The 16609-nt window shown below is 66.4% G+C and carries 15 protein-coding genes and 1 tRNA gene; 7 read left to right on the forward strand and 9 right to left on the reverse strand.

Annotation, left to right across the window (positions count from 1 at the left end; genetic code table 11):
* Positions 1 to 22: 22 nt before the first annotated feature.
* The 4 genes from ACW17X_RS04535 to ACW17X_RS04550 form a co-directional block, all read right to left on the reverse strand.
* Positions 23 to 328, reverse strand: coding sequence for an SCP2 sterol-binding domain-containing protein (locus ACW17X_RS04535; protein ID WP_492099857.1), 306 nt, complete (start codon positions 326 to 328; stop codon positions 23 to 25).
* A 274-nt stretch (positions 329 to 602) separates the two neighbouring features.
* On the reverse strand, positions 603 to 881 hold the full coding sequence (locus ACW17X_RS04540) for a SemiSWEET family sugar transporter (RefSeq protein WP_492099858.1): 279 nt from the start codon (positions 879 to 881) through the stop codon (positions 603 to 605).
* Between the two features lie 48 nt (positions 882 to 929).
* The gene (locus ACW17X_RS04545) at positions 930 to 2573 is read right to left on the reverse strand and encodes an amidase (protein ID WP_492099860.1); all 1644 of its coding nucleotides are present in this window, start codon (positions 2571 to 2573) and stop codon (positions 930 to 932) included.
* 27 nt (positions 2574 to 2600) lie between these two features.
* Complete coding sequence (locus ACW17X_RS04550; protein WP_492099861.1) at positions 2601 to 4862, reverse strand: S9 family peptidase; 2262 nt, start codon at positions 4860 to 4862, stop codon at positions 2601 to 2603.
* Between the two features lie 108 nt (positions 4863 to 4970).
* On the opposite strand from ACW17X_RS04550, the gene ACW17X_RS04555 reads away from it, so the two are divergent.
* A complete protein-coding gene (locus ACW17X_RS04555; protein WP_271166426.1) occupies positions 4971 to 5786 on the forward strand; it encodes a ferredoxin--NADP reductase in 816 nt (271 codons plus the stop codon).
* A 149-nt stretch (positions 5787 to 5935) separates the two neighbouring features.
* Complete coding sequence (locus ACW17X_RS04560) at positions 5936 to 6268, forward strand: chorismate mutase (protein WP_492099862.1); 333 nt, start codon at positions 5936 to 5938, stop codon at positions 6266 to 6268.
* On the opposite strand, the gene ACW17X_RS04565 is transcribed toward ACW17X_RS04560, so the two are convergent.
* Both ACW17X_RS04565 and ACW17X_RS04570 read right to left on the reverse strand, forming a co-directional pair.
* Positions 6265 to 6618 (reverse strand): Hpt domain-containing protein, encoded by a 354-nt coding sequence (locus ACW17X_RS04565; protein ID WP_492099863.1) that lies wholly within the window; start codon positions 6616 to 6618, stop codon positions 6265 to 6267. The genes ACW17X_RS04560 and ACW17X_RS04565 overlap by 4 nt on opposite strands.
* Positions 6618 to 8030: an amino acid permease gene (locus ACW17X_RS04570; protein ID WP_492099864.1), complete on the reverse strand. Its 1413-nt coding sequence runs from the start codon at positions 8028 to 8030 to the stop codon at positions 6618 to 6620. The genes ACW17X_RS04565 and ACW17X_RS04570 overlap by 1 nt, the downstream gene beginning before the upstream one ends.
* Positions 8031 to 8185: 155 nt before the next feature.
* Between ACW17X_RS04570 and ACW17X_RS04575 the strand changes: the two genes are divergently transcribed.
* The 4 genes from ACW17X_RS04575 (at position 8186) to ACW17X_RS04590 (ending at position 12541) form a co-directional block, all read left to right on the forward strand.
* A tRNA-Lys gene (locus tag ACW17X_RS04575) sits at positions 8186 to 8261 on the forward strand.
* Positions 8262 to 8649: 388 nt separating this feature from the next.
* On the forward strand, positions 8650 to 10566 hold the full coding sequence (locus ACW17X_RS04580) for a rhamnogalacturonan lyase (RefSeq protein ID WP_492099865.1): 1917 nt from the start codon (positions 8650 to 8652) through the stop codon (positions 10564 to 10566).
* Positions 10563 to 11330 carry a DUF6250 domain-containing protein gene (locus ACW17X_RS04585; RefSeq protein WP_492099866.1) on the forward strand — a complete coding sequence of 256 codons (768 nt, stop codon included), beginning with the start codon at positions 10563 to 10565 and terminating at the stop codon, positions 11328 to 11330. The genes ACW17X_RS04580 and ACW17X_RS04585 overlap by 4 nt, the downstream gene beginning before the upstream one ends.
* Positions 11327 to 12541 (forward strand): SGNH/GDSL hydrolase family protein, encoded by a 1215-nt coding sequence (locus ACW17X_RS04590; RefSeq protein ID WP_492099867.1) that lies wholly within the window; start codon positions 11327 to 11329, stop codon positions 12539 to 12541. Before ACW17X_RS04585 ends, ACW17X_RS04590 begins: the two co-directional genes overlap by 4 nt.
* On the opposite strand, the gene lldD is transcribed toward ACW17X_RS04590, so the two are convergent.
* Genes lldD through ACW17X_RS04605 form a run of 3 tightly spaced genes read right to left on the reverse strand, consistent with a single transcriptional unit; the run spans position 12538 to position 15272 of the window.
* A complete protein-coding gene (gene lldD / locus ACW17X_RS04595) occupies positions 12538 to 13671 on the reverse strand; it encodes an FMN-dependent L-lactate dehydrogenase LldD (protein ID WP_492099868.1) in 1134 nt (377 codons plus the stop codon). The genes ACW17X_RS04590 and lldD overlap by 4 nt on opposite strands.
* Positions 13672 to 13680: 9 nt before the next feature.
* Entirely contained in the window at positions 13681 to 14442 is a 762-nt protein-coding gene (gene lra1 / locus ACW17X_RS04600) for an L-rhamnose 1-dehydrogenase Lra1 (RefSeq protein ID WP_492099869.1), read from the reverse strand.
* Between the two features lie 23 nt (positions 14443 to 14465).
* Positions 14466 to 15272, reverse strand: a complete 807-nt coding sequence (locus tag ACW17X_RS04605) for an IclR family transcriptional regulator (RefSeq protein ID WP_492099870.1) — start codon at positions 15270 to 15272, stop codon at positions 14466 to 14468.
* Between the two features lie 140 nt (positions 15273 to 15412).
* On the opposite strand from ACW17X_RS04605, the gene rhmD reads away from it, so the two are divergent.
* Positions 15413 to 16606 carry an L-rhamnonate dehydratase gene (rhmD, locus tag ACW17X_RS04610; protein WP_492099871.1) on the forward strand — a complete coding sequence of 398 codons (1194 nt, stop codon included), beginning with the start codon at positions 15413 to 15415 and terminating at the stop codon, positions 16604 to 16606.
* The last annotated feature ends 3 nt before the right edge of the window (positions 16607 to 16609 follow it).

A 16609-nucleotide genomic window follows, 5' to 3' on the forward strand; every position in this document is an offset into this window, starting at 1 on the left:
TCAACTGTTGCTCAGCCTGGCATCAGCGCTTCAGCAGCGGGGCCAGCTTCTGGGCGATCATCATGTCGCCGGCGATCTTCAGCTTGCCCTGCATGAAGGCCATCATCGGGTCCAGCTTGCCTTCCGACAGGGCCATGAAGTCGTCCCACTTCATCGAGACGGTGGCGTCGGCGGGCTTGTCTTCGTTGGTGACGGTGTTCGGCACCGAGGCGCCGTCGATGAAGATCTTGCCCTCGTCGCCGAGGTCGAGCTTCACGGTCTTGCCCAGACCGGAGTTGTCGCCGACGGCGTCGCGGATGTGGTCGGTGACTTGTGCGAGATCAGGCATTGGGGGCGTCTCCCTTGGACGTTGAGACACATGCCGTAACCCGCATCGCGCGGGGCGCCAAGATCACGTCGGGTAAAGCTGTCGTCACTTGTCCTGAGGCGAGCGCGAATAGAGGCTGGCCAGGGCCAAGGCACCCATGAAGAAGACGAAGGCCGCGACGATGGCGGCGACGAAGGGAACGGCGTCATGGGGCATGGAAAATCTCCTCTGCCCTACCCTCGCGCCGCTGACCCGACTTCGCCTTGATCCGGATCAAACCTGGAGGATCTGGCCGTCAGGCGTCGGGATCGCCGTCCCGGAACCGCCACTTCATCGCCAGCACGCCCGAGGCCATGACCAGGGCGCATGAGTTGGCGATGGTCACCGGCCAGGCCTGGGTCATGACGCCATAGACGACCCACAGGGCGAAACAGGTCACGGTCAGGGAATAGGTCTTCAGACTGACCGAGGAGGCGTCGCGTTCCTTCCAGATCTTGATGGTCTGGGGCGCAAAACTGGTCACCGAACAGACCGCAGCGGCCGAGCCGACTATATTGGCGATCAGGTCGCTCATTCGGGGATCGTCGGCTGAGTCATGAAGCCCCAAACAGCGGACGGCCGATCAAGGTTCCTGAACTGTCGGCGCCAGGAGAGGCGCGATGGCGCGCATGGTGTTGAGGGAGGCCGCAAAGCCCGGCGCGACTCGCTGCGGTCCCAGTTGTTCATAGGCGTAGCCCAGCGCCAGAACCCGAGCGTCCTGCCACTGGCCGCCGATGAAGCTGAGCCCCACCGGCAAGCCGCCCACCTGGCCCATCGGCACGGTCAGATGCGGATAACCCGCCACGGCCGGCAGGGTCGAGGCCGAACCCAGATAGTTGTCGCCATTGACGATGTCGGTGGTCCAGGCGGGACCGGTGGTGGGCGCGATGAGGACGGCGACGTCGTTGTCCTTAAGCAGCCGATCAATCCCCTCAATCCCGGCCAGGCGCAGCGAGGTCTCGCGCGCCTCGATATAGGCGGGCCCGGACAGGCCGCTGGTGTCCTCGGCGGCCTCGAACAGGTCCTGGTCGAACAGGGCCAACTCGCGCGGCGTCGCGCGGTTGAAGGCGATGACCTCAGCCAGCGTGCGCGTCGCGACCTGTTCCGAGTCGGTCGTGGCGATATATGCGTTCAGATCGACCTTCAGCTCGGTCAACAGGACGGTGAATTCCGCGCTGCCGATGACGTCCATGTCCGGCCCGTCCTTGATCTCGACCAGGACAGCGCCGGCCTCGCGCAACCGCTCCAGATTGGCTTCGAAGACGGCGTCCGTACCGTCTGAATAGCCGGTCAGGAACCGGGCGACGCCGATGCGAACGCCGTTCAGGCCGGCGCCGTCCAGCGCCGCCGCATAGTCGGTCTTGCGCGCATCGGCCTGGACCGTCGCCGGGTCGGCAGGGTCTGAGCCGGCGATGACATTGAGCACGATGGCCGCGTCCCTGACCGTGCGGGTCATCGGCCCGGCCGTGTCCTGGCTGTGGCTGATCGGCACGATGCCCGTCCGCGACACCAGTCCCACAGTGGGCTTGAACCCGACCAGGCCGTTCATCGCCGCCGGACAGGTGATCGAACCGTCCGTCTCGGTGCCTATGGCCACGATGGCGAAGCCCGCCGCCACTGCTGCGCCCGATCCAGAGGACGAGCCGCAGGTGTTGCGGTCGCGGGCGTAGGGATTGCGGGTCAGGCCGCCCACGGCGCTCCAGCCGCTGATGGAGTGGGACGAGCGGATATTGGCCCATTCCGACAGATTGGACTTGCCGATCAGCACCGCCCCCGCCGCGCGCAGGCGGGCCATGATCGGCGCGTCGCGGTCCGGCTGGTTCGCGGCCAGGGCCAGGGAGCCCGCCGTGGTCGGCATGCCGCGGGCCTCGACATTGTCCTTGATGACCAGGGGCACGCCGTCCAGCGGCAGGGTCTGTCCGGAGAGGCGGCGGGCGTCTGAGGCGCGAGCGTCCTCAAGCGCCGAAGGGTTTATCGAGATCAGGCTGTTGATCGCGGGACCGGGTTCGCCGAACCGGCCTTCGACGTCATAGGTGCGAATCTGGCTGAGGAAGAACCGCGCCATCTCCTCCCAGGAGCCGTAGGGCGTACGCTCGCGCTGAACCCAGGCGATGTCGGCGTTCGGCGGCGGCGGCGGGGGCGGCGGCGTGTGCGCCGAGGCGAGAAACGGCGCGGTGCTCGCCAAAACGACGGCAAACACGCCGGCCATTAGCTTGGTCTTCGACATGTTCGCCCCCGTGTTCGGTTTCAGCCGTCAGTCATCCGTCGTTTCCGCCCGCTTGCCGATCGTGCGGTCCAGGAAGTCGAGATAGGTTCGCCATTGCTGCAACTGCCTGGGTTCGCCGCGGACGCCGTGTCTTTGGCCGGGATAGAGCATCATCTCGAAGGGCGTGCTCTTGGCCTGAAGGGCGTCGATCACGCGGGTGGCGTTGCCGAAGATGACATTGTCGTCGGCCATGCCGTGCAGGATCAGCAGACGACCGGTCAGATCATCCAGGCGCGGCAGGACGTCGGTGGCGGCGTAGCCTTCCGGATTGTCCTGGGGCGTGGACATGTAGCGTTCGGTGTAATGGGTGTCGTACAGGCTCCATTCCGTCGGGGCGGCGCCGGCGAGGGCCGAGGCCAGTCCGGCCTCGGGCTCGGTCACGGCCAGCAGGCTGAGGAAACCACCGAAGCTCCAGCCCATCATGGCGATCCGGTCCGCATCGACATAGGGCAGGGTTTTCAGCCATTTGGCGGCCAGGGTCTGATCCTCGACCGCAGGAATGCCGAGCCGGCGATAGATGCTGGTCTCGAAGGCCTGGGACCGGTCGCCCTCGCCGCGGTTATCGACGCGGAAGACGATATAGCCGGCGTCGGTCAGCAGTTGGTTGGTCAGAGGCTGCCAGCTCTTCTGCACGCCCGCGCCGGTGCCGGGGCCGCCATAAACCTGCATCACCACCGGGTACTTCTTCGACGGATCGAAGTCGGGCGGCGTGGTCATGCGCCAGACCAGGGTTTCGCCGTGGCTCTGCATCGTGCCGAACTCGGGCGTCTGGAGGCGCGAGACATAGGGGGCGAAGGCGTGGTCGGCGTCGAGTTTGTTCTCTTCGATCCAGCGGATCCGCGTGCCGTCGATACGGTACAGGGCCGACTGGGGCGGGGTCTTCGGATCGGAATAGTTGCCGACATAGGCCGTCGCCGGCCCATTGACCGAGACGTTCCACCAACCGCCGGCCGGCGTTACCGCCACGGGATCGACCGTGCGGTTCAGGCTGGCGCGGAACATCTGCTGCTCGATCGGCAGTTCCTTGCCGTCGCGCATCGAGGCGGTGAAATAGACTTCGCCCGTCTGTGCGTTGACGCCGTCCAGATGTTTGACCGGATAGTCGCCGCGCGTAACGGCGCGTAGCTGACGGCCGTTACGGTCGTACAGATACAGGTGTCGCCATCCGCTGTCCTCGTTCGACCAGATGAAGCGGCCGTCCGGCAGCACATGGAAGTCATTGTTCAGATCGACCCAGGCCGCGGCCTTCTGGCTGAGGATCACGCGCGAGACGCCGGTGGCCGGATCGACGCTGAGCAGGTCCAGCGTCTTCTGGTCGCGCGAGTGACGCTGGACATACAGGGTCTTGCCGTCGTCGGACCAGTCGACCCGCGCCAGATAGATGTCGGTGTTTGATCCCAGGTCCACCTTGACCCGTGCGCCGGTCTGCTGATCCCGGACATAGAGTTCGACCAGGGCGTTGGGGCGGCCGGCGCGGGGATAGCGCTGCTCGACCATGGTGGCGCCGACGCCGGTGATCTCGAAGCGGGGAACGATGTCCACCGGGCTTTCGTCCACGCGGGTCAGGGCGATGTAGCGTTCGTCGGGGCTCCACCAATAGCCGGTGTCGCGGTCCATCTCCTCCTGGGCGATGAACTCGGCCGTGGCCCAGGTGATCAGGCCGGCGCCGTCGTCGGTGATCGGCGTCTCCTGGCCGGTGGCCAGATCATAGATCACCAGATTCTGGTCGCGGACCCAGGAGACGTAGTTGCCCTTGGGCGAGACCTTGGCGTCGATCTCGTCGGCGGCCGTCTCGGTCAGGCGGCGCACCTTGCCGTCGGCGCGGCTGGCCAGGAAGATGTCGCCTTCCAGCGGCGCCAGAATGTAGCGGCCCTGTTTGTCCCAGGAATAGTCGACCACGCCGCGGGCGCTGATGCGCATCCGCTCGCGCCGCGCCTTCTCGGCCTCGGACAGTTCGCCGGCGTCGGGGACCAGGGCGCGGGCGTCGATCAGCTTGTAGGCTTCGCCCTCGCCGGTCGGGGCGGCCCACAGGTCCTGGACGTCCACATTGTCTTCGCGCGAACGCAGGAAGGCGACCAGTTGCCCGTCCGGCGACAGGCTGACCCCCTTGGCCACCGGGCCGTTCAGGCTGGGGCTGGAGAAGACGCGCTCGGGCGTCAGGATGTTGGAGGGGGGCTCCTGAGGGGTGGCTTGGGCGAACGCCGAACCGGCCGACAGGAGGATGGTCGAAGCAAGGAGAACTGTGCGCATGGTCGGGGACGCTAGCGGCGCTTCTGCAAGCCGTCACGAGGAAAAGTCGCCATCGGAGCGATGGCTTTTCCTTCCCTGCGAGCGGGTCTCAGATTAGAGAAGCGCACGATGACAGACGCCGCCCTCTCCCCCGCCCCGGTTAAGGCCAGCCCGTTCAACGAACTGGAGGTTCTGTGGGTCCGCCACTGGACCGACAGCCTGTTCAGTTTCGCGGTGAAACGGCCCGAGGATTTCCGCTTCCGCTCGGGCGAGTTCGTGATGATCGGCCTGCCGGGAGAAGACGGCGGAAAGCCCGTGCTGCGCGCCTATTCCATCGCCAGCCCCTGCTGGGCCGAGGAGCTGGAGTTCTTCTCCATCAAGGTCGCCGACGGCCCCCTGACCTCGCGCCTGCAGAAGATCGTGGCCGGGGACACGGTGCTGATGGGCAAGAAGCCGACCGGCACCCTGGTGCTGGACGCCCTGACCGGCGGCGAGCGGCTGTTCCTGATCGGCACCGGCACGGGCCTGGCGCCCTGGCTGAGCGTCGCGCGCGATCCCGAGACCTATTCCCGCTTCGGCCATGTCTATGTGATCCACACGGTGCGCAGCGTCGCCGACCTGGCCTATCGCGACTTCTTCACCCGTGAGATCCATGACGACCCGCTGATCGGCGACGAAGCCAAGGCGCAGCTGACCTACTACCCGACGGTCACGCGCGAAGCCTTTGAAAACCCGGGCCGGATCACCGACCGGATCAAGTCCGGCGACTTCTTCCGCGACCTGGGCCTGCCCGAGGGCTTCGACCCCGCCCGCGACCGCGCCATGCTGTGCGGCTCCATGGCCATGATCAAGGAAGCCGGCGAACTGCTGGAGACCTACGGGCTGAAGGAAGGCTCCAACGCCGAGCCCGCCGACTATGTGCTGGAACGCGCCTTCGTCGGCTGAGACTTGAAAAATCCGCTCATCCCGGCGAAAGCCGGGACCCAGATCTTTGGGCGACCCGTCGTTCGTGACGATCCGCACCCTTGATCCAGACACCGGCGCCGTGAAAAGCACTGGGTCCCGGCTTTCGCCGGGATGAGCGGAAAGTTTTGATGCACCACCCTGCCCTTGTCGCCGTCGACGCCCGCGTCGATCCCGCCGAATGCTCGTCGATGGCCGAGGTCCGCCAGGGCGTCGACGCCCTGGACCGCGCCCTGGTCGCCCTGCTGGCCGAACGCCAGCGCTATATGGAGGCGGCCGCCCGCATCAAGCCCGACCGCGACGCCGTCTTCGACCAGGCCCGCATCGACGACGTGGTGGCCAAGGTCCTGACCGCCGCCGAGGCCCATCACCTGTCGCCCGAGATCGCCGAACCGGTCTGGCGCCTGCTGATCGACCGGTGCATCGCCCATGAGTTCGCGGCCTATGACCGGACTCGGCGCTAGGCCTTAAGGCTCTTCAGCATCAGCTCGTGCCGATAGGCGGCGACGTCGGCCAGAGCGGCGTCCAGCGCTGTCCGAACCCGCTCCAGCCCCGGCGCCGCCAGGGCCTGCTCCGCAACCTCCGCCTCGGCGCAGATTGCCGCCAGATCTCCGGCGCCGATACCCGCCGCCGCCCCCCGGATGGTGTGGACCCCGTCACGCCAGCCCTCCACCCTGGGGTTCAGCAGGGCGGACCAGAGGGCGGCCTGTTCGACGAACAGGCCCAGCACCTCTTCCGAAATCGACGCGTCGCCGCCGGTCATGCCTTCCAGCACGCTGAAGTCGACGGCGCCGGTCAGGTCGCGGCGCGCCATCAGGCGGCCTCTTCCTCGCCCTTGGCCAGGCGCGAGTTCTTCGACGACCACAGCAGGTAGATGGCCACGCCGATCAGGTTCCAGACGACGAAGCCGACCTGTGTGACGGGCTTCAGACTGAGGAAGAAGACGATACAGCCGATCACCGTAACCGCTCCAACCAGAGGCCACAGCGGCGCCTTGAACACCCGACGGCGGCCCGGCTCGCGGATCCGCAGCACCACCAGACACACCCCGACGGCGCAGAAGGCCGCAAGGGTGCCCGCGTTGGCCAGCGACGCCAGCTCGTCCAGCGGCAACAGACCCGCCAGGATCGCCACCACCACAGCCGTGAAGACCGTCACCACCGCCGGCACGCCGCGCACCGACACCTTGGCCAGGCGGCGCGGCAGCAGGCCGTCGCGCGCCATGCCCAGGAAGATGCGGCTCTGGCCGAACAGGAAGGCCAGCAGCACGGTCGGAAGCGCGATCACCGCCGCCGCCGCGATCCACTGGGCCGCCGTCCCCTGCCCCATCTGGCGCAGGATCAGGGCCAGGGGCTCGGGGCTGTCGGCGAAGTCCGCCACGGGCCGGGCGCCGATGGCGGCGGCCGCGACCACCAGATACAGGGCCGTGCAGATCAGCATCGAGCCGACGATGCCGATGGCCAGGTCGCGCTCGGGCTTCTTGGTCTCTTCCGCCGCCGTCGAGATGGCGTCGAACCCATAGAAGGCGAAGAAGATGATGGCCGCCGCCGCCATGACCCCGGTCTGGACGAAGGGCGCGCCGAAGCCGTTAGGCATGAAGGGGGTGAAGTTCTCGGTCTTGAAGGCCGGCAGGGCGATGGCGACGAAGACGACCAGGGCGGCGATCTTGATCACCACCAGCACGGCGTTCAGCGTCGCGCTCTCCTTGGTGCCCAGCAGGAGCAGGCCCGTCACCACGCCGATGATGGCCACAGCCGGCAGGTTGATGATCCCGCCGGCATGGGGCCCGGCGACCAGGGCGGTCGGCAGATCGACGCCCAGACCGCTGAGGAAGCCGACGGCGTAACCGGACCAGCCCACCGCAACGGCGCTGACCACCAGCGAATATTCCAGGATCAGGCTCCAGCCCACGACCCAGGCGATCATCTCGCCCAGGACGGCGTAGGAATAGGTATAGGCGCTGCCCGCCGCCGGCATCATGGTGGACAGCTCGGCATAGGCCAGGGCCGCGCAGGCGCAGACCAGGCCGGCAAGGCCGAAGCTGATCAGCACCGCCGGTCCCGCCAGCCCCGCCCCGACCCCGATCAGGGTCAGAATGCCGGTGCCGACGATGGCGCCCACGCCAAGGGCCAGCAGATGCGGCCAGCTGAGCGTCGGTTTCAGCCGCGGCCCGTCGTGCGGCGCCGTCATGACGTCGATCGAACGACGCCGGTTCCAGAAGGCCATGATGCTCACTCCCCCGCCGCCCCACGCGACCGATTCCGTGCGACCATGCCCGTCAAAGAAAGTTTTCGAAAGCGCTTGCCAACCCCCCGGCGGGTGGGTAGTAGGAGCGCCCTTCGGCAAGGCAGTCGCCTTCGCCGCAGACAAGACGACCGGTCGGGTGATTAGCTCAGTTGGTAGAGCAGCTGACTCTTAATCAGCGGGTCGTAGGTTCGAACCCTACATCACCCACCATCGTCTTTCCTTCAAATCAACTGTTTATCGGTCAGCGCCCAAGGGCGCTTTTTGTGCGTTTGACCATGACGCCATCAGGACGGGCGTGAGGATGGTTTTTTGGCCTCCTGCTTGTTCTGTCCCTTCACCTTCCGCATGTCTTGCGACCGCGACTGACGGATAGCGGCCAGCTGCGCCAGAGCTGACGTTTCGGCCTTGGTTCTGAAATGCAGTCATCACGAGGCGGGGGCGCACGCCCTGTCTGTTCCGCCTAAAGGGCGGCCCCTGTTTTCTCAAACTAAAGCCAAATCCAAGCCCGACCTCACATATCAGCAAAACCCCGACTCTCAAATGAGATCTTGTCTCACAAAGTGAAACTTATAAGGTGGGCTTGCTTGGGAGCTAGGGAATGGATTGTTTCAGATCGGCAGGCGCAGCCTTAGCGGGAGCTTCGGTCTTGGCTTGGCCTCTTGCGGGATTCTGTGAACCCGTATCGGCTGTGAGAGACGCTTTGGACAGGGCGGCGGTCGCTGTGCCGGCGCAGAACGGCGGCGTTCTTATCCATTGGCGATTAAGCGCATCCGATCCGTCAGACCAAGGTTTCGACGTCTATAGAGACGGGCGCAGGATCACGCCCCGCCCGGTGTCCACCGCGACCAACTGGCTGGACCCAGAAGGCGGATTGAACGGCCGCTATGCGATCAAGGCGGTAGGGAGCAACGCGCCGTTTCCAGGCCTCAACCTAACCGAGGGCTATCTGACGATACCCCTGGATCGCCCGAACGGCGGGGTCACGCCAGATGGCGTGGCCTATGAGTATGACGCCAATGATGGGTCGGTCGGCGATCTGGACGGGGACGGCCGTTACGAAATCATCCTGAAGTGGGCGCCGACCAATGCGAAGGACAACGCCTTCGCCGGCTACACCGGTCCGACGCTGATCGACGCCTATACGCTGGACGGCCGCCGGCTTTGGCGGATCGACCTGGGCCGCAACATCCGCTCGGGCGCCCATTATACGCAGATGGCGGTCCAGGACTTCGACGGCGACGGCCGTGCGGAACTGGCCGTGAAAACGGCCGACGGAACAGTGGACGGGACCGGCGTGGTGCTGGGAGACCCCGCTGCGGACTGGCGCGAAGAAGGCGGCGAGATCGCCAGTGGCGACAGAACCGGCGCCGAACGGAAACCGGACGGCAGCCTGACCGCGCGTTTGACCGGCCGCATCCTCTCCGGCCCGGAATATCTGACCGTCTTCGACGGCGCCACGGGGCGAGCCCTGGCCAGCGCCCCCTATGTCCCGTCGCGGGGACAGGGCGTGGATAGCCCTTCGTCCGCCGAAATGGCCGCCCTTTGGGGCGACGGCTACGGCAACCGGTCGGAACGGTATCTGGGCGGCACGGCCTTTCTGGATGGCCGGCTGCCCAGCATCATCATGGCGCGCGGCTATTACGCCCGCACAGTGATCGCGGCTTGGGACTGGCGCGACGGCCGCTTGCAACCGCGCTGGACCTTCGACAGCGACGCCGCGCCGAAAGGCTTCGCCGGCCAGGGCAACCATCAGTTCAGCGTCGCCGATCTGGATGGCGACGGTCGGCAGGAGATCCTCTACGGCGCGATGGCGATCGACGACGACGGCGCGCCGATGTGGACGACCGAACTGGGCCATGGCGACGCCATGCACGTCGGCGATCTGGACCCGAGCCGGCCCGGCCTGGAGAAGTTTGGGGTGCATGAAGACATGCGCGGAAACGGCGGGGTCGGCAGCGCCATGGTCGATGCCCAGTCCGGCGAAATCCTGTGGCGCACCTCGTCGGACAAGGACGTAGGACGCGGCGTCGCCGTCGATATCGACCCGCGCTATCCCGGCGCCGAAGCCTGGGCCAGCAACAGCACAGACCTGTATGCGGCCGACGGGCGCGTGATCGCTCATGCCAGACCGGCCCAGGTCAACTTCGCCGTCTGGTGGGACGGCGACGCCCAACGCGAACTGCTGGACGGCGTGGGGATCTTCAAATGGGATTGGGCGAACCAGCGAGCGGTTCCACTGCTGATCGCCGAAGGCGCCGCCTCCAACAATGGGACCAAGTCCACGCCGGTGCTGGCGGCGGACATTCTGGGCGACTGGCGCGAGGAAGTGGTCCTGAGAACAGAGGACAACACGGCGCTGCGGATTTACGTCACCCCCTATCCGACCGCGATCCGGCACACGACCCTGATGCACGACGCCCAGTATCGGTCGCAGGTGTCGGGTCAGAATTCGGCCTATAACCAACCGTCCCATCCCGGTTTCACACCGGAGACGGACCTGAAGGCGGCTCAGTGAGAACGGCCAGGGCCGTAACTCGCGCCTGGTCGAGGCGAGACGCCCTTGCCGCCGGCATCGCCGCGCTGGGAACCGTCTCCGCCTGCGCGGGCGTCCCCTCTGGCGGCCGGAGCGGCGGGCGTCGCCTCTATGCGGACGACTTTCGACACGGGCTGGCGTCCTGGCTGATCGAACGCGAGGACGGACTGGGCAAGGTGTGGACCGCAGACGGCGCGATGTGGTTCGACACGCCTCGCGGCGCCACGGCCTGGTTCCGTCAGCGACTGACGTCCCCCGTTGAAATCAGCTTCACCGCCCGGGCCATATCGGCCGGCGGACCGAATGACCGGGTCAGCGACCTCAACTGCTTCTGGATGGCGACCGACCCGCGCAGCCCGGGGGATCTGATCGCGCGTCCACGCTCGGGCGCCTTCGCCGACTACGACCTGTTGCAGACCTATTATGTCGGCCTGGGCGGTAATTATAACAGCACCTCTCGCTTCCGGCGCTATGCCGGAAACGGTGAACGCCCCCTGCTCGCGCGCCACGACCTGAGCGCGCCCGAGGATCTGATCGCTCCGAACCGGCCCTACAAAATCCGACTGATCGCGGACGGCGAACGGATCGAATACTGGCGTGACGAACGCCGGATGTTCGCCCTTGACGACCCCCACCCCTATCGCGAGGGCTGGTTCGGACTGCGGACCACCTTCAATCATATGGCCGTGCGCGACTTCGAGGTCCGCACCAGAGCCGGTTCGCCCCCGCCAGGCAGGATCCCATGAAAAACCTCCTTCTCACGCTGGCGTCCATCCTGGCGGCGCTCAGCGCCGGGCCGGCCTGGGCGCAACAGACAGAACCGCAACCGTATTGGGCGCGCAGCTGGTACGCCGCCCCCCTGGCGGCCACGGCCGACCGCATGCCTCCGCCCTTGAAGAACACCACGGTGCGGCAGACGGTTCGCGTCAGCCTCGGCGGCGAACGGTTTCGCCTTCGGCTGTCCAACGAGTTCGGAGACGCGCCGGTCCGGATCGGGCGCGCGACGGTCTTCCTGATCGGCGAGGACGGGAAGCCTGTGGCGGGCTCCGAACGGGACGTGACGTTCGATGGACGGCCCGGCGCCGTCCTGCCGGGCGGCGCGCCGATCCTGAGCGATGCCGTCGATCTCGACCTGCCTGAGCTGTCGCGACTGACCGTCAGCCTTTATCTGCCCGATGACGTGCCGCAGCCGACGATCCACCTGCTCGGCCTGGCGACCGGCCAGGTCGGTCCCGGCGATCAGGCCTCAGCGCCCGAATTGATCGACGCCGTCACGACCACCCAGCGCGTGTTGCTGTCGGGGGTGGACGTGGAGCGTGCGCGCCCCGCCAGAGTCATCGTCACCCTGGGCGATTCCATCACAGACGGCGCCAACGGCACGCGTGACGCGGATCGCCGATGGCCGGACCTGCTGGCCGGGCGGCTCCAGGCGGCGGGACTGACTGATGTGGCCGTGGCCAACGCCGGGATCTCGGGCAACCGCATCCTCAATCCGCGCGCCGGACTGGGCGTTTCGGCTCTGGCGCGATTTGATCGCGACGTCCTGGCTGCGCCCGGCGCCACCGACCTGATCATTCTGGAAGGCGTCAATGACATCGGCATGGCCTGGCGGGACAAGGATCCGCACCCGCCGACCGCAGCCGATCTGATCGCCGGATACCGCCAGATGATCGCGCGCGCGCATGCACGCGGTCTGCGCGTGTTTCTGGCGACCATTCTGCCTTATGAGGGGGCCAACTACTGGTCCGAGTCCGGCGAGTCCGTGCGGCAGGCGGTCAACACCTGGATTCGCAGCGGGGGCGAAGCAGACGGCGTCATCGATTTCGATCTCGTCATGCGCGACCCTGCCAGCCCCAGCCGATTGGCGGTCGCCTATGACAGCGGCGACCGCCTCCATCCGAATGACGCGGGTTTCAGGGCGATGGCGGACGCGATCGATCTGACCCTGTTTCGCTAGGTGGCCAGCATATCGCGACTGACAGCCTGAACCGATTTCGCCCCGGTCAGGGTCATGGCCACCCGCATCTCCTTCTCGAACAGGTCGAGCAGGTTTTCGACACCGCCCTGTCCGCCCGCCGCCAGGGCGTAGACGAAGGCGCGGCCCAGCATGACCGCGTCGGCGCCCAGGGCGATGGCGCGGATCACGTCCAGACCGTTGCGGACGCCGGAATCCACCAGGATGCGGATATCGCCTTTCACCGCTTCAGCGATGGCCGGCAGGGCCCGCGCGGAGGACAGTACGCCATCCAGTTGGCGGCCGCCGTGGTTCGACACCACGATGCCGTCGGCGCCGAAGCTGACGGCGTCGCGGGCGTCTTGGGCGTCCAGCACGCCCTTGATGATCATGGGACCGTCCCAGAAGTCGCGGATCCATTGCAGGTCCTTCCACGAGATCGACGGATCGAAATTCTGGCCCAGCCAACCGATGTAGTCGGCCAAGCCCGTCGGCTTGCCCAGATAGGCCGAGACATTGCCCAGGTCATGCGGCGTGCCGCGCACCCCGACGTCCCAGGCCCAGGCGGGATGGGTCATGGCCTGGATCATGCGGCGCATCTCGGCGTTGGGCCCGCTCATGCCGGAATGGGCGTCGCGATAGCGGGCGCCGGGGGTGGGCATGTCGACGGTGAAGACCAGGGTCTTGACCCCCGCCGCCTTGGCGCGTTCCAGCGCATTCTTCATGAAGCCCCGGTCCCGCAGCACATAGAGCTGGAACCACATGGGCCGGTCGATGGCCGGCGCCACCTCCTCGATCGGGCAGACCGAGACGGTGGACAGGGTGAAGGGCAGGCCGCGAGAGGCCGCGGCCTTGGCCGCCTGAACCTCGCCGCGTCGAGCGTACATGCCGGTCAGGCCGACGGGCGCCAGGATGATCGGCAGGCGCTGGGTCTCGTCGAACAGCCGGGTCTCGAGGTTCAGACTCGACATGTCCTGCAGCACGCGCTGGCGCAGAGCGATGGCCTGCCAGTCCTCGACATTGCGCCGCAGGGTCTGCTCCGCATAGGCGCCGCCGTCGATGTAGTGGAACAGGAAAGGCGGCAGCTTGCGGCGCGCGGCTTCGCGATAGTCGCCCGGCGAGGAGATGATCACCGCACCGTCCTACTGGAAGTTGGCGAAGGCGCCGCCGTCGACCAGCAGGGCCGCGCCGGACATATAGGACGCCATGTCAGAGGCCAGGAAGGCGACCACCGAAGCGATATCCTCGGGACGTCCCAGACGCCCCAGCGGGATGCGCCCTTCCATATATTCGCGCTTGGCCGGGTCGGCGAGATCGTCCTTGTTGATGTCGGTGGCGATGGTGCCCGGCAGGACGGAGTTGCAGCGGATGCCGTGACGGCCCAGGGCGACGGCGCAGGATTGCATCAGACTGTGAACCCCGGCCTTGGTCGGCGTGTAGTGGGTCTGCATCTCGCCGCCCACCAAGGCGGAGATGGAGCTGATGGCGACGATGGCGCCGCCCTCCCCCTGTTTCACCATCTGGTTGGCCGCCGCCTGGACCATGAAATAGGCCCCGTGCAGATTGACCTCCATCGTGCGGCGCAGGGTCTCGACCGGCATGTCGAGGAAGGCGTGGAACGGACAGATGCCGGCGTTGGAGACGAAGACGTCGACCCGGCCGAACGCCTCAACCGCCGCGCTGACAAAGCCCGTTGCGCTGTCCGGCAGGGCCACATCCCCATCGATGGCGACGGCGTGTCGACCCAACGCCTCGATCTGTGCCACGACCTCGGCGGCGGCCTCAGCGTCGCGATAGGTGTTGATGGCGACGTTCGCGCCCTGACGCGCGGCCTCAAGCGCTGTCGCCCTGCCTATGCCCCGCGATGCGCCCGTGATCAGGACGACCTTGTCTTCAAGCAGCATGAGGGCTCCGGCAGTTCAGCAGTTCAGGGTTTGGGCAGCCAGCCGAGATCGGCGCTGATGGCGTCGGCGGCTTCGGTTACGGTTCGGGTCAGCTCCGCCATTCGGGCGTCCGACATGTACTGGGCCGCGGATGAGACGCTGAGCGCGGCGACGATCCGCCCGTCGACCGACCGAACCGGCGCGGCGACGCAGCGGATCTGATCCTCGTTCTCTTCCAGGTCAAAGGCGTAGCCCTTTTGGGCGTAACTGCGCATCCGCTCCAGCCAGACCGCTCGGGCGGCCGAATCGAAGGCCACGCCCTCAGGTGCATAGAAGTCGATCCACTCCGGCTCCGACATGTCGAGGATCAGCGCCTTGCCCAGGCCCGTCGAAGCGATGGGATGCCGCTCGCCCAGGCGAGAGCCGATATTGATGCGGCGGCGGCCGGCGACCTTGTCGAGATAGAGGGCGTGACGGCCGTCGAGGACGCCCAGATGGACCGTATCCTGCGTCTGTTCCGACAACTGTTCCAGCCAGGGGCGGGCGATACGGGGCAGGTGCATCTGCTGGCTGGCGGCGTGGCCCAGTTCCAGCAGCTTCGGCCCCAGGCTGTAGCCCTCGCGCGGGCGGAACGACAGCAGGCGACGATCGACCAGGGCCGAGGCCAGACGGTGGGTGGTGCTGCGGGTGAGTTCCAGCTTTTCGGACAGTTCAGCCAAGGGCATGGGACCGTCGATCAGGGCTTCGATCACGTCCAGCCCGCGCAGCAGGGTCTGGCTGCCGGACGCCTTGGCGCCGACTTCTTCTTCCCCATCGACCTGCGCGGTCTTGATTGACGTCACTCGTCCCATTTCGTAATCCTCATTCTCAGAATGTAGCAAAGCGCGCAAGTTGATCCTGGAATCGGGACCAATATTGGCGCGGTTCGAGAAAGAAATCCAGTAATGTCCCGATATATGGGAATCTATCGCCCAATTTCTACGGTGCGTCGATGAGCAGGCTTCCCAAGATAAAACACGTGCGCGCCTTTGTCGTGAAGAACGACGGCACGGGAGGCGGCGCGGACTATCACGACCAGGGCGACGGCCACTGGATCGACGACCACATCGCCACGCCGATGGCGAAATATCCCGAATATCGCCAGAGCCGCCGCAGCTTCGGCATCAATGTTCTGGGCACTCTGGTCGTCGAGATCGAGGCCGAGAACGGCGTCGTTGGTTTCGCGGTGACGACCGGGGGCGAACCCGCCGCTTATATCGTCGAGAAGCACCTGGCCCGCTTCCTGGAAGGCCGCGATCCGTCCGAGGTCGAGAAGATCTGGGACCAGATGTATTTCTCGACCCAGTATTATGGCCGCAAGGGCCTGGTTGTGAACGCCATCTCGGGCGTCGATCTTGCGCTGTGGGATCTGCTGGGTCGCCTGCGACAGGAACCCGTCTTCGCCATGCTGGGCGGCGCGGTTCGCGACGAACTGACCTTCTACGCCACCGGCGCCCGCCCCGACAAAGCCAAGGAACTGGGCTTCATCGGCGGCAAGATGCCCCTGCACCACGGCCCCGCCGAGGGCGAGGACGGCCTGCACAAGAACCTGGCCGAGCTGGAGGCCATGCGGAACGCCTGCGGCGACGACTTCTGGCTGATGTTCGACTGCTGGATGGCGTTGGACCTCAACTACGCCACCCGCCTGGCGCACGAGGCGCACAAGCTCGGCCTCAAGTGGATCGAGGAGGCGCTCAGCCCCGACGACTACTGGGGCTATCAGGCGCTGAAGAAGAATGCGCCAAAGGGGATGCTGGTCACCACCGGCGAGCATGAAGCCACCCGCTGGGGCTTCCGCATGCTGCTGGAAATGGAATGCTGCGACATCATCCAGCCGGACGTGGGCTGGTGCGGCGGCGTGACCGAACTGATCAAGATTTCCGCCATGGCCGACGCCAAGGGCGTGCTGATGATCCCGCACGGATCGTCGGTCTATTCCTACCACTTCGTGGTGACGCGCCATAACAGCCCGTTCGCGGAGTTCCTGATGATGGCCCCCGGCGCCGACGAGGTCGTGCCCATGTTCCATCCCCAGCTGATCGGCGAACCCGTTCCCGTGAACGGCAAGCTGAAGGTTCCCGACGCCCCCGGTTTCGGCGTCGAACTGAACCGCGACATCGCCCTGCACCGCCCCTACGCGCGCTAAGAC

The sequence above is a fragment of the Brevundimonas sp. FV1ye4L genome (assembly GCF_058681255.1).